The organism is Robertmurraya siralis (assembly GCF_005502275.1).
GTDB lineage: Bacteria > Bacillota > Bacilli > Bacillales > Cytobacillaceae > Robertmurraya > Robertmurraya siralis.
Map to the genome: position 1 here is coordinate 255,453 of NZ_SWLZ01000003.1, position 13,115 is coordinate 268,567.

Sequence of the window (13,115 nt, forward strand, 5' to 3'; positions counted from 1 at the left end):
GCTTTTTGTCCATTGCCGTACAAAGGATAAAAAGATTGTTCTTGTAATAAAAGCATATCCAGTTGCTTAATATGGGTTGTTAACGATTTTTAACCTGTGGCTGCTTGCGCTAGCCGGCTCATTGAAAGTGGTTAGCTACGAACTCCAAAAATATTAAAAAAACCAGACCCGAGGGATCTGGCGCTAAAGGATTATTTTGTTTCTATTGTTGGCTTGCAAACATGGTTTAAAACATACTTCATCACAAAGGAATAGACAGCAATGGTCGAAATAATAAAAATCGAAACCATATGTAACACGTCCTTTAATTTTAAATGAGAATAATTTTCATATTCAATGTACCATGATCAACCATGACTTTCAATAGCTGCTTCAAAATGTTCAAACTTTTTTCGAAAAAGAAGGAAGAAACCGATTGTGCTTCGTAAATTCCCGCCCATATTCTGTCAAGTTTTGAAGGGCTCGCTCTTCTGTTGGAATGCGAACAGATAAGATCCAAATATTTAATAATGTAAATACGACGGAAGTTATATACGCCTCATATAATAAAGGGATAATTATGAATTCCACAGCGACAATCACATAATTGGGGTGCTTTAAAAATCGGTAGGGCCCTTTTTTGACGAGCTTAACATCGGGAACGACTATAATCTTTGTATTCCAATATCGACCTAATGAATAAATGACCCAGCCTCTGCCGATTTGCGTTAGCAAAAACAACACTAAAATGAAGGGCCAGGATGGATGAATGCTTCTTTGTAAAACAACGACTTCTACTGTGAAACTTAAAATGAATAAAACATGGAGCATTACCAAATAGGGATAATGGGCTTGTCCTACCTCAATACCGCCCTGTTTCTTCATCCACTTTTCATTTCGTCTCGCAATTACAAGCTCGGTTAATCTTTGCATAATGAGTACAATCATCAATAGTTTCATCATTTAATCCACCTTAACAACAGCAGCTCCGAACTAAACCCTGGTCCCAGTGCTGTAGCCAATCCTACTTCACCCTCTCTCCCTTTTTCCATAAATCTTTTTAAAACATACAGAATCGTAACCGAAGACATATTACCAAATTCACGTAAAACATCAGCTGACAATTGTGTTTGAGCAGAAGAAATTGCTAAGGCGCGCTCATAAGCATCCAACACTTTTTTTCCTCCTGGATGGGCAATAAAATGAGCAATATCCCCCATCTGCTGATTCACTTCATTCAAAAAATGGGTGACGGCTGGCCCTAATTCCTTTTCGATGATCGTTGGAATATCCTTTGAAAATACGACATACAAACCATCGTTTTTCACCTTCCATCCCATTACATCAACAGAGTTTCTTAAAGTCATCGACTGTGTTGAGATGATTGACGGAACCGCTAAAACATTTTGCCATTCACTTCTATTAACTTGATCGCCCACCATTAATGCACATGCTACACCATCGGCAAACAACGATGTACCAATGAGATTGCTTTTCGAACGATCATTCCTTTGAAAGGTCAAACTGCAAAATTCGATTGCAAGTATCAGCACTTTAGCTTGCGGAAACGCACGGCAATATTCAAACGCTCTCGATAATCCGGAGGCCCCTCCCCCACAACCAAGACCCCAAATAGGAATGCGTTTCGTAAAGGAGGAAAAAGAAAGCCTATTCATAATTATTGCTTCAATACTAGGTGTTGCAATTCCTGTGCTGGAAATTGTGAAGATCGCATCTATTTCAGCAAAGGGAACCGATTTCTTTAAGAAAAATCCGTTCTGTAAACAATCTTCAATTGCAGTGGCTCCTAATTCAACTGCGTGATTTATGTAAGCATCATTTCTTTCCTCAAATGAGCGTTCCTTCTCAAACCAATCTAACCCTTTAACAAAGTGACGCTTCCTAATTTGCCCGCTTCGAAACACCTGTAATAATCTCTCAATATCTTTAAAGGAATGGGAAAAAAGTGTACGGGCGAAATTCATCACTTCCTCTTGTGTAATTACATATGGGGGATGCACTTCTGCAATAGAAAGGATTTGAGGCATCGGAAATCACTCCTTCAACGATATAAGGTTATTATTTCCAATTCACCATATCCTATGCATGCTTATTCTCTCTTTCATATAGAAGAATTGCCAACATTTAATATCGTTCTTTGAGTTTCATTGATAAACAGTTACCCTGCTGGACTCCTTCGAAAAATTGTTCCTGTACGGATGAATCAATGTTATTTTCCTTCGTGCTTATCGCCGAACAAACCATAACAAATCGATTGTTGCGCTAACAATTTTCGGTGCAAGTTGCGATTGCTTGTAAATATGTAAGCACCAAGTTTATTAGGCTTTAGCTGCGTGTTGAAGGCTAGAAACTCATTACAAGAGTGCGTCTTAATAAATAGGCTTTGTAAAATTGAATTGTTGTTATAATGAGCCCAAAATCAACACCGACATATAACAAAGCCAATAAATAAAAAAACTTCCCCCAATATAAAATTGAAGGAAGCGAATGTTTTGAAGGATTGTTGTGCACTTTTTATTATAAAACAAATAACCCGCACCATCACCACATAAACTTTTCCAATTATCTATTACTTTTTAATTAATTGAGAAGTAGTCTAATAGACCTATATAAAATCAAGATTTTTTATCTTTAAGTAGGTCGAAATTGTGGTAATATAAATAGTAATTATATAGTGGGGGAATGATTAGTGACATTAACTAAAAGTGTAACGGACATCTTAAACGGGACGATCGAATCAGTTAAAGCGGTTCTACCGTTTGATGTGACTGTAGAAAAACCATCATTGTTTACACAGTCCTTTACTCAGCATTCAATTGGTGTTCTTATTGGAATGACAGGTGATGTTCGAGGACGTGTCATCATTGAAGGTGAAGAAAAGACATTCGGAAAAATTGGAGAGGGTATGTTTGGAATGTTTCTCGAAGGAGAAATGCTTGAATCGTTCGCAGGTGAACTAGGAAATATGCTTGCTGGCAATCTCTCCACAACGATCTCCCAAAGGGGTTTCGAAATGGACATTACTCCCCCAACAGTATTAATAGGGCAAACAAAGGTATATGGATTTGATCGAGCTTTTCGTCTCCCGATTCATATGAATAATATTGGGTCATTAGAGATTATTTTAGCCGTAGAAGTAGCTTAAGCTTCGTTTTCGGAAAAGGGGAATTTTTCCGAAACTTACCTTTGACATTTCAGAAGGCTGCTCATTTTCCAACTGGACAATTAGACAAGCAATTCTTGTCTAATTGTCATTTTAAAGTACTTCGTGTCAAAAACCTTTAATTGACATTCCTCCATCAACGAATATCGTTTGCCCCGTTACATAATTACCTGCTTCAGACGCTAAAAACACCGTTGGTCCTACGAGTTCCTGAAGCTCTCCGACCCGATTGAGTGGAGTTACCGATAAAATTTCATGTAAATATTCCGGATCTGCTAATAATTTTTCAGTCAATGGCGTTTTAAAGTACCATGGACCAATTGAGTTAACACAAATATTGTACTGTCCCCACTCCATAGCTAGAACTTTCGTCATTTGTATCATCGCTGCCTTTGTAGCCGCATAAACAACTCCTGTTCTGAGCGCGACAGTACCCGCTACCGATGAAATGGAAATAATTTTTCCATCAGTATTCGTTTCTTTCATTATTTTCCCTACCTCTTGCGACATCATAAAAGTAGATTTTAAATTCGTATCCATAATCTTTTGCCACTCTTCGTCTGTCACATCCAATGCCTTAGAACGAATATTCATTCCTGCATTATTGATCAGAACGTTTACCTTCCCCCATTTGCCGACAATATGATTAAGGCTTTCTTTGATGTCTTCCCGCTTCGTCACATCCGTGGGCACAATAAGGGCTTCCCGCCCTAAATCTTTTATGTACTTAGCTGTTTCCTCTAAATCTTCCTTTGTTCTAGACAATAAGGCAATATCCGCTCCAGCTTCTGCTAATCCAATCGCAAGTGCCCTTCCGATTCCTCTTCCTGCCCCAGTTACTATCACCTTTTGCCCATCTAAGCGAAATGAAGGCAAATACACTATTATCACCCTTCTCTAAAAATTCTTACACCTTTTAACTTATCAAATCTACAGCAAATAAGAAAGAAAATAACACCATACTTACATGTGTAGAATCTAAAAAGATATGGCCAGCATCGATCTCTTATGATTTGTCCAATACTCTTTCTGTATTTTCCATAAATCATTTGCTTTCTGTATTTTGGTACAAAGACTATCATTCCATGTTGTGTGTCCTAAACTGTTCATGTCCTTCATAAGGACTTACCTCCTTCGTACGTGAGTTAAAGTGGTCGGGAAACCAAACTTTATTCTACCACGAAGTGAGATTTTTTTATTACCACGCTAAAAGCTGTTTGGAACCCCGGCATAGCCCAAGGTTTACAAAAATATCAAAAAGAGTGTAAGTAAACTCGAATACTTTCGAGTTGCCTACACCCTGAACACCAGACTAATCTGTTCTTACCTCATCAGATCCATTTTGATTTTGAACCTCAATCCATATTTTATTTATCACTTCATTCCCACATACTCTACATACGTCTAAACCATCATATAATATCCTACAATTTTCACAATAATATTTTTCCATCGCTATAATTCACTTCTTTCTTTAAAATTAAAAATTTATTATGCCCATATTATTTTATTTTCGGAAAATGGTGACCGAGAGGTACAGCCATAATATTCGTCTGCAGCGAAAAACTGAAGTGCACAAAAGAGATAAAACTATAATATGTAGAGAAAATCAATTCTATAACAATAGTAAACAATTTTTCTCAAGTGATTTAAATCATACAAAGCCAATCGCTTTTTCGATAAAATCTATTTGCAGGGTAGAAATTAACATAAGTATGTAGTATGAAATGAATCAAACGAACTTTTATAGTACAAAAGAACGATCATTTAATGGTTAACAGATAAATTTAAAACTTGCCTTCGGCTCCAAACATTTCTTTTCACGAGATGTGTTTCAGGGGCCTTTTTCGCGTTCATAAAATGTTCACATTCACCAAAGGGGATTTGTGACAAAAATCACTGTTAAATAAACTTTCCACTACTAAGATAGTAAATATATGAATATTGAACAATTTGTGAATTCCTTACATCGATATGGATTCTCAAAAATTGTCTAGTATGATGAAGGTGTAATCATTTACATTTTCTATCTTTCCGAAAGGAGTGAGTGTTATGGCTAAAGCAGAATTGAAGAGCGATACAAAGACAGAGATTGAGGACAGCTCTTCTTTAAAGGGGACGTTAGTGTCCGTTTTCTTTGTCGGCTTTTTCATCGTAGTTCTTTGGGTTGGCGTTTACTTCTTATACTTAGATCGGTTTTAAAAATGAAAGGGGATTTTAAGCCATGCATATGCACAAATTTGAAAAAATATGGCTGATTTTCGGGGTAACTGCTCTTCTTGTGTTCTTATCTGTTTTAGGAGTGAGCGCCTTTTACCTTGGTAATCAACCTCCTAGCTGTTTAGCTGTTGTTGATCCAACGAAGGTAGACGAACACGAGACATTTAAAGAGCCAGGCTTAAAGAAAGTGGAAGGAAAAGATTGGGATTATGAACTTGTATTTGTTGCTCAAGCCTTTGCCTATACTCCTGGTACAGTTGAAGTTCCGCTTGGGGCAAAAGTAAAAGTCATCGCAACTTCAAAGGATGTTATCCATGGATTTGGAGTAGCAGGTACAAATATTAATATGATGGTGGAACCAGGTTATATTAGTGAAATTGTGACAACCTTTGATAAAGCTGGAGAATATTTAGTTTTATGTAACGAATATTGTGGCTCCGGACACCATCTGATGACTTCTATGATTAAGGTGGTGGAATAATAAATGCTTAAATCATCTCTAAATATAAAAGTTGATCGCCGTGACGCAAAATTGGTGATGGCTCATTTCTATGTTGCATTTATTGCTTTGCTAGTCGGTGGACTAGCTGGACTGCTTCAGGTATTAGTACGATCTGGAAAGTTTGAATTGCCCGCTGGGATTGGCTATTATCAAATATTAACGGTTCACGGTGTCGTATTAGGACTTGTTTTAACAACCTTTTTCATTATGGGATTCCAGCTTGCTGCGGTAAGCAAAACGGCGGGTACTTTCACCAATAAACAGAGAACTATTGGCTGGATTGGCTTCTGGATTATGACAATTGGTACTGTCGCGGCAGCAGTTATGATTCTTCTAAACGAAGCATCCGTACTTTACACATTTTATGCACCATTACAAGCCCATTTTGTCTTCTACTTAGGATTAACGCTTGTTGTAGTAGGAAGCTGGGCTGTTGGTACGACGATTATTCTAAAGTATGCAGAGTGGAGAAGAGCGAATCCTGGACAACCAAGTCCTTTGCTAACTTTCATGGCACTAGTAAATACAATGATGTGGACCGTGGCAACCATCGGTGTTGCAGCAACAGTATTAATTCAATTATTGCCTTGGTCTTTGGGACTAGTTGAAACAGTTAACGTCGGTGTAAGCCGTACCCTATTCTGGTACTTCGGTCATCCACTCGTATATTTCTGGTTACTACCAGCTTATATGGCATGGTATGTGATGATTCCCAAAATCATTGGTGGAAAAATCTTCTCAGATTCATTAGCAAGAATGTCTTTTATTTTATTCTTATTATTTTCAATTCCAGTAGGATTCCACCATCAGCTCTTAGAACCGGGCATCGACCCTGCTTGGAAATTTTTACAAGTGGTATTAACATTTTTAGTCGTCATTCCTTCATTAATGACCGCGTTCTCCTTGTTTGCAACATTTGAAAGCTACGGACGTTCTCAAGGGGCAACAGGATTATTCGGCTGGCTGAAAAAACTTCCTTGGAAAGACGCACGTTTTACAGTACCATTTATCGGAATGCTCGCATTTATTCCTGCGGGGGCAGGCGGTATCGTCAACGCTTCCCATCAAATGAACCAGGTTGTGCATAACACAGTTTGGGTAACAGGACACTTTCATTTAACGGTTGCTACAGCTGTTGTTCTGACATTCTTCGGTGTCTCATTCTGGCTTGTACCGCATTTAACTGGACGAAAATTAACGAAGAAAATGAATAAATTGGCACTTATTCAAGGTTATCTGTGGGCGATTGGAATGACCTTTATGTCAGGTGCCATGCATGCTGCTGGTTTACTCGGCGCTCCTCGCCGTTCATCATTCTCTGAATATGGTGGAGCTGCTCAAGCAGCGGAATGGATTCCATATCAAATCGCTCAAGCCGTTGGTGGTTCCATTCTCTTTATTGCCATTATTTTAATGCTTTACATCTTTGTCAACCTAGCATTCTTTGCTCCAAAAGGTGAGGAAGAATTTCCGGTCGGCGAAGCAGCAAATCAAACAGAAAAAGCACCAATGGTGTTCGAAAACTGGAAGCTATGGCTCGGAATTACTGTACTTTTAATTCTTTTTGCTTACACAATTCCGTTTATCGACCTAATTAAAAACGCACCTCCAGGAGCACAGGGTTACAAACTTTGGTAATAGGAGCAATAAATGAATTGCTGCTTAAACTGAAGGCCTTTGTTATATAAGATTGTGAATAAAACATTTTTGACCCTTTTTGTGTGAAACGCTGGGGCTAACATAACAAAAAACACTGGTTCAACCAATTGAACCAGTGTTTTTATGGTGCTTTATTTGCTCATTCCCTTTCATAACGGGAAGATTTACAAACATTACCGACAAAAGAATTAAAAATGCTCCGAACATTTGGGAAATCCCCAAATTCTCCTGAAAAATGACGAAACCAATCAACATGGCGACAACAGGTTCTACAGTTGCAATAATTGCTGCTTTACTACTTTCTGTCTTCTCAAGACCCCATGTATAGGCCAAATAAGCAATTACCGTTGGTACTAAGCCAAGACCAACACTTACGAAAAGAACTCTCGGTGAAAATAGAATATCTAGTTTCCCCCAAATTCCCGAGAATGGTAGTAGCGCTATGGCAGCTATTACAAACGTATATAATGTCACCGTAAATGGTTTGATTTCGTGTTTTAATGCGACTTTTCCAAATATGCTATATAAAGCATAACCAAGCCCTGAGCCAAGCCCCGTTAATACCCCTAATAAAGTAATTGTAGTACCTTGCTCCACACCGACACCAACTATAAACACACATCCTAATATAGTACCTACAACGGCAATGATTTTCTGTTTATGGATCGATTCCTTTAAAAAAATAAACGACAAAATCGTTACGAAGGCTGGAGACGTATAAAGGAGAATGACAGCTATGGAAACGTTCAGTTCATTGATCGTAAAAAAATAACAGTAGTTAAAGAAAGCAATGCTGAAGATCCCGGTTCCAATAAAAAATGGCAGCTTCTTAAATTGTACTTGCAGCTGCTCTCTGTAAGACACTGCCCCAACGATTAAGAGAAAGATGGCAGCAAAAGTGACCCTCACTGTAACAATCTCCATTTCTGTCAATCCAGCCTCTTTCAGTTCTCTAACAAAAATAGCGATTAATCCCCATAGAGCTGCACCAAAAGCAATCATAATATACGGCAATATTTTTTTCATAGCTTCCTCCAAGAACAAAAGCGCAAGCGCCTTGCTCATCGCCGTACAAATCTGGAAGGACCTGATCTTTCGATATAGGAAACCTGAATTGCTATAGCAATTCTTGGTTGACTTATCGTATGGAGGGGACCTAAAGTTTGTTAGGCTCTGGCTGCTTGCGCTAGACGTAGATATACTAATTGAAAGAGTTATACACAACTACGAAATCTATCATTTCCTTAAGAAAGAAAAAGGACGACAAACACGTCATCCTTAGACTGTTGAACTAAATATTCAAGCTGTAGACTTTACTATATTTATCGTATAAATAGTCAACTAAGTATTGAGCATTTAATCCTTCCCCGGTCACATCTGTTAAGATTTCCAAAGGTTTTTTCAGAGAACCAAACTGATGGATGTTTTTCGTTAGCCATTCCTTTATGGGCAGTAAATTTCCTTCTTCAAGTAATTGATCGTAGTTCGGAAGATCTTTTTGCATCGTATTCTTGAATTGAGCTGCATACATATAGCCTAAGGCATAGGAAGGAAAATAACCAAAAGAGCCTCCTGACCAATGTACATCTTGTAAAACACCGTTTGCATCACTGTCAGGTGTCACTCCTAAATACTCTTCATATTTCTCATTCCAAATTTGCGGTAAATCTTTTACTTCAATTTCATCATTAAATAGCCCTTTTTCAATTTCATACCGAATAATGATATGGAGCGGGTATGTTAATTCATCCGCTTCAATCCGAATAAGGGATGGTTTTGATTCGTTAATCCCACGATAATAATCATCAACGGATACTTGAGCAAATTGACCATTAGAATACGATTTTAACAGCTCATAATTTTGCTTCCAGAATGCGTAATTACGTCCAACAAAATTTTCATAGAATAAAGACTGAGATTCATGAATTCCCATTGAAGTCCCTGTACACAATGGCGTTCCTACTAAATCCTTGGATATATTTTGTTCATAGAGCGCATGTCCCCCCTCATGAATCGTCCCAAACACAGCGACACGGAAGTCTTTTTCATCATATTTAGTCGTTACCCGAACATCTCCTGGATTCAATCCAATTGCAAAAGGATGTACCGTTTCATCCAATCGACCAGCTTGGAAATCATAACCCATTTGTTCTAAAATGTTTAAACTAAAATCTCTTTGTTTTTCTTTTGGAAAATGTTCAAACAAAAAACTTGTTTCTGGCTTGTTGTCTGATTCTGAAATGGCTTTAACAAGTGGAATGATTTTTTCACGAAGATCTCCGAAAACCCTATCTAAAATCTCGACTGTGATTCCAGGCTCATACATATCTAACAGCGTATCGTATTTATTTTCTTCATAGCCCCAGTATGTAATAAAGCGTTTATTCGTTTCTACTAACTTTTCCAAATACGGTCTAAAAAGCTCAAAATCAGATGCATCCTTCGCTTCTTCCCATACACTTTCAGCCTTCGACTGAAGAATAACGTACTCCTTATATTCTTCTGCCGGGATTTTCTTATTGCGATCATATTCTTTTTTACAATGCTCGGCTGTTTTCCTCGTAATTTCTGAAATGACCTCTTTCGCCGCGCCTGTCGTTAAATTGGCAATGTAAGAAGCCATTTCTTCAGAAGTAGACATTTTAAACACTTCTTGAGACAAGGTTCCAATCACTTGCGAACGCTGTTCTACACTTTTCTTTGGAGCTCCAGTACGCAAATCCCAATAAACTAAAGAAAGTGCTTCGTTATATGCGCTCATTTTCTGCACATAAGCAGTAAACTCTTGCTCTATTTGCTTAATTTTTTCACTCATTATTCTTTGTCCTCCCCAAAACTGTCATTCCATTTCCAAGGATATTTTACGTATTAAACCCCTTAGTGAATCAAATACCCCTATATTTTATCATATTTTTCAGAAAATAACTCCAAAAAATAGAAAAAGAGGATCGTTTCAAAAAACAAACCCTCTCATCTTGATTCCTATTTTTTTCCGATCGCTACTCTCCAAAGTTCGGGACCTTCTTCTAAGTACTCCCATGTAAATGTATCTGTTCTCTCTATCATAAATTGATATCTTAACGGCTTCGGATCATGGTCATTTACCAGCAACATAAACTCCCCTGGTTGGAGGGAATCAAATGTGCTAATAATTTTTGGATGTTTTTCTTTCGGTGGATAATCGGGCGCAATCACTTCAGCTGTAAAATTTTTCATATTACTCACTCCCCTTAAATTGTTAACTTCGTTCCTTACATATGTAGTATAGAGCGTGCAATATTTTGGAGAAGTGAACACCATCACACTTGAAAATAAAATTCTTCATGTCTTGTGATTTGCATCACGATATCACTTAATGAAAATGATTATCATTAAAGAAAAGACATAAGGGAGAGATGTATATGGAAAAACGTATCGTAGAATTAGATGTTCGTGAGGACCTGAAAAACAAGTTAGAGCCATTCCAAAAAATTATGGAGGCTGTTAAAGGCTTAGAAAGTGGTGATGTCTTTATTCTCCATGCCCCTTTTAAGCCGACCCCTCTCTTCGCTGTTTTGAAAGCAAAAGGTTTTGTCCATCAGGCTGAACAGATCGAGAAAAAACACTGGAAAGTAACGTTTACAAAAAAGGGGGAAACAAAATGAAATTAGATAATCGCGGATTGGAACCGCCTAATCCAATGATGAGGACACTTCGCGCTCTAGAGACTTTAGCTGAAGGAGATACATTGGAAATCATCAATGATCGTAGACCAATGTTTCTTTATGAACAATTAGATGAATTAGGTTTTAAACATATAACTGAACCAAACGAGGATGGAAGCTTCACAATAAAAATTACAAAGTAAGGAAGTTGGTTCCATGATAGTAAAGAATACAGGTAGTGAAACGAACATCAAATTGCCTTTTTCTTTTATTTTTTTCAGCATACTTGCGCTTCTTATTTCTCAATTTCTCATTCTTTTGAACGGGGATGCTTTTATAAATGGACACTTTCGCATTCCTGCAATTTGGTCTGCTGCGCATTTGTTTATATTAGGATGGGCGTTAATGATCGCAATGGGTGCCATGTATCAATTAGTGCCGGTAGCATTTTTGACTCCGATATGGAATGAAAAATTCGGTTTTATTCAATTTGCTGTCACAACGATTGGGGTTGTCTCCTTTGCTATCGCCCTTTACATCATCCCAAGTAAAGCCCTCATTCCCGGAATCATCATGCTTATGGGGATCGTTATGTTCCTTATTCAAATGGGGATGACCTTGCGAAAACAAGCAAAACCAAATATCCTTACTCTTTTTGTCGGAAGTGCATTAGTCTGTTTGTTTCTGACGATCATATTGGGAATTTCATTAGTGATTAGCATGAAAACAGGATTTGCAAGCAATTATTATTCAATCCTTTTTCATAGCCATTTATTATTAGGAATCTCCGGCTGGTTTACACTGCTGATTTTTGGATTCTCCTATAAAATGGCACCGATGTTTTCCCTTTCTCATGGCTATGAAATGAAGCTAGCAAAATATGTTTATAGCATTTATGTGACCGGGTTGCTATCCATATTGTTGTCATTTATTTTCAATTTTTCTTGGTTGTTTAAATGTGGATTTTTCTTGCTCTTAATCGGCTTCAGTTGTTTTATATGGCATATTTACCTGATTTTGAAAAAAAGAGTAAAGAAAAAACTTGATCTGCCTTTTCGCTTTGCTTTATTGGCGATTATTTTTGGAGAAATGATCCATTTACTTGCTTTTATTGCAAGTATAAGCAATCAATTTCCAAGCTTTGCTGCTCCCCTAATCGTTGCTTATATCATGCTTTGGATTGCCTTTAGTATTATTGGCTACCTTTATAAAATCGTTCCATTCCTATGGTGGACGCATAAGTATTCGCATGTTATTGGGAAAAAGGATGTTCCAGCTTTGAAAGATATGATTAATGAAAGATTAGCACTTCCGATCTTTCTGTCCTTTATTTTCGGCATTTTGCTTGTTTCTATGAGCATTGCCCTAAATGGGCAGATGCTCTTCTACATTGGACAGCTACTCGTTACAGCAGCATCCATTGTCTTCGGAATTGCGATACTCGCCGTTATCAAAAAATAGGAGGTTACGAAAATGAATCTAAAAGAACAAATTGCCTTAGTGGATAAAATCCGCGAGCATTTAAAAAAGGTAATGGATCCGGAATTAAATATTAATGTTGTCGATCTTGGGCTTATTTACGATGTCTCTCTCATTGAGGAAAATGCCGTGGAAATCGTCATGACGTTAACCACTCCCGGTTGTCCTTTACATGACAGCATTATTGGCGGTGTTAAACATTGTGTATTAGAGCTTGAAGAAATTGACCATGCTGATATCCAGCTTGTGTGGGAACCAGCTTGGTCGCCCGAAAAAATGACAGAGGCAGGCTTAAAAGCGATTGGAAGATAAAAATGAATCATAATAAGTATCTCTTAAAAGTAGTTCCTCTAAATTACTGCTGTTCCTCAAATGTTCAAAATCATTTGAGAAGCTATACAAACTTAAAGCTAGAGCACCCCCTTTAGCACTTTGGCAACTTAAATTT

General features: G+C 37.7%; 14 protein-coding genes and 1 pseudogene. 8 read left to right on the plus strand and 7 right to left on the minus strand.

All coding sequences use genetic code 11. The features are described 5' to 3' along the window. Positions 1-381: 381 nt before the first annotated feature. Both FCJ93_RS06265 and FCJ93_RS06270 read right to left on the minus strand, forming a co-directional pair. Complete coding sequence (locus FCJ93_RS06265; RefSeq protein WP_137743187.1) at positions 382-939, minus strand: isoprenylcysteine carboxyl methyltransferase family protein; 558 nt, start codon at positions 937-939, stop codon at positions 382-384. Then, on the minus strand, positions 939-2,027 hold the full coding sequence (locus FCJ93_RS06270; protein WP_137743153.1) for a type III polyketide synthase: 1,089 nt from the start codon (positions 2,025-2,027) through the stop codon (positions 939-941). Before FCJ93_RS06270 ends, FCJ93_RS06265 begins: the two co-directional genes overlap by 1 nt. A gap of 662 nt (positions 2,028-2,689) precedes the next feature. Between FCJ93_RS06270 and FCJ93_RS06275 the strand changes: the two genes are divergently transcribed. Continuing rightward, complete coding sequence (locus FCJ93_RS06275; RefSeq protein ID WP_095306485.1) at positions 2,690-3,145, plus strand: chemotaxis protein CheX; 456 nt, start codon at positions 2,690-2,692, stop codon at positions 3,143-3,145. Between the two features lie 126 nt (positions 3,146-3,271). Here FCJ93_RS06275 and FCJ93_RS06280 read toward each other — a convergent pair whose 3' ends face one another. Further along, positions 3,272-4,045, minus strand: a complete 774-nt coding sequence (locus FCJ93_RS06280) for an SDR family NAD(P)-dependent oxidoreductase (RefSeq protein ID WP_095306486.1) — start codon at positions 4,043-4,045, stop codon at positions 3,272-3,274. Between the two features lie 113 nt (positions 4,046-4,158). Next, a pseudogene (locus tag FCJ93_RS06285) lies at positions 4,159-4,282 on the minus strand (IS200/IS605 family transposase); the annotation flags it as partial. Positions 4,283-5,215: 933 nt separating this feature from the next. Between FCJ93_RS06285 and FCJ93_RS06290 the strand changes: the two are divergent. From FCJ93_RS06290 to FCJ93_RS06300, 3 genes are read left to right on the plus strand one after another with little or no spacing between them, the layout of a single operon-like run. After that, positions 5,216-5,365: a cytochrome c oxidase subunit 2A gene (locus tag FCJ93_RS06290; protein WP_095306487.1), complete on the plus strand. Its 150-nt coding sequence runs from the start codon at positions 5,216-5,218 to the stop codon at positions 5,363-5,365. 22 nt (positions 5,366-5,387) lie between these two features. Beyond that, positions 5,388-5,864 carry a cytochrome c oxidase subunit II gene (locus FCJ93_RS06295; RefSeq protein WP_095306488.1) on the plus strand — a complete coding sequence of 159 codons (477 nt, stop codon included), beginning with the start codon at positions 5,388-5,390 and terminating at the stop codon, positions 5,862-5,864. Positions 5,865-5,867: 3 nt separating this feature from the next. Next, positions 5,868-7,523 (plus strand): b(o/a)3-type cytochrome-c oxidase subunit 1, encoded by a 1,656-nt coding sequence (locus tag FCJ93_RS06300; RefSeq protein ID WP_095306489.1) that lies wholly within the window; start codon positions 5,868-5,870, stop codon positions 7,521-7,523. A 120-nt stretch (positions 7,524-7,643) separates the two neighbouring features. On the opposite strand, the gene FCJ93_RS06305 is transcribed toward FCJ93_RS06300, so the two are convergent. The 3 genes from FCJ93_RS06305 to FCJ93_RS06315 all read right to left on the minus strand — a co-directional run bounded on the left by FCJ93_RS06305 (position 7,644) and on the right by FCJ93_RS06315 (position 10,760). Continuing rightward, complete coding sequence (locus FCJ93_RS06305; protein ID WP_095306490.1) at positions 7,644-8,570, minus strand: DMT family transporter; 927 nt, start codon at positions 8,568-8,570, stop codon at positions 7,644-7,646. Positions 8,571-8,835: 265 nt separating this feature from the next. Then, entirely contained in the window at positions 8,836-10,359 is a 1,524-nt protein-coding gene (locus tag FCJ93_RS06310; RefSeq protein WP_137743154.1) for a carboxypeptidase M32, read from the minus strand. A 167-nt stretch (positions 10,360-10,526) separates the two neighbouring features. After that, positions 10,527-10,760, minus strand: coding sequence for a DUF2249 domain-containing protein (locus FCJ93_RS06315; protein ID WP_095306492.1), 234 nt, complete (start codon positions 10,758-10,760; stop codon positions 10,527-10,529). A 185-nt stretch (positions 10,761-10,945) separates the two neighbouring features. On the opposite strand from FCJ93_RS06315, the gene FCJ93_RS06320 reads away from it, so the two are divergent. From FCJ93_RS06320 to FCJ93_RS06335, 4 genes are read left to right on the plus strand one after another with little or no spacing between them, the layout of a single operon-like run. Continuing rightward, positions 10,946-11,188 carry a DUF2249 domain-containing protein gene (locus FCJ93_RS06320; protein WP_095306493.1) on the plus strand — a complete coding sequence of 81 codons (243 nt, stop codon included), beginning with the start codon at positions 10,946-10,948 and terminating at the stop codon, positions 11,186-11,188. Continuing rightward, positions 11,185-11,391 carry a DUF2249 domain-containing protein gene (locus tag FCJ93_RS06325; protein WP_095306494.1) on the plus strand — a complete coding sequence of 69 codons (207 nt, stop codon included), beginning with the start codon at positions 11,185-11,187 and terminating at the stop codon, positions 11,389-11,391. Before FCJ93_RS06320 ends, FCJ93_RS06325 begins: the two co-directional genes overlap by 4 nt. 13 nt (positions 11,392-11,404) lie before the next feature. Then, positions 11,405-12,649 carry a hypothetical protein gene (locus FCJ93_RS06330; protein WP_211344090.1) on the plus strand — a complete coding sequence of 415 codons (1,245 nt, stop codon included), beginning with the start codon at positions 11,405-11,407 and terminating at the stop codon, positions 12,647-12,649. Positions 12,650-12,661: 12 nt separating this feature from the next. Continuing rightward, positions 12,662-12,979 carry a metal-sulfur cluster assembly factor gene (locus FCJ93_RS06335; protein ID WP_137743155.1) on the plus strand — a complete coding sequence of 106 codons (318 nt, stop codon included), beginning with the start codon at positions 12,662-12,664 and terminating at the stop codon, positions 12,977-12,979. Positions 12,980-13,115: the final 136 nt, after the last annotated feature.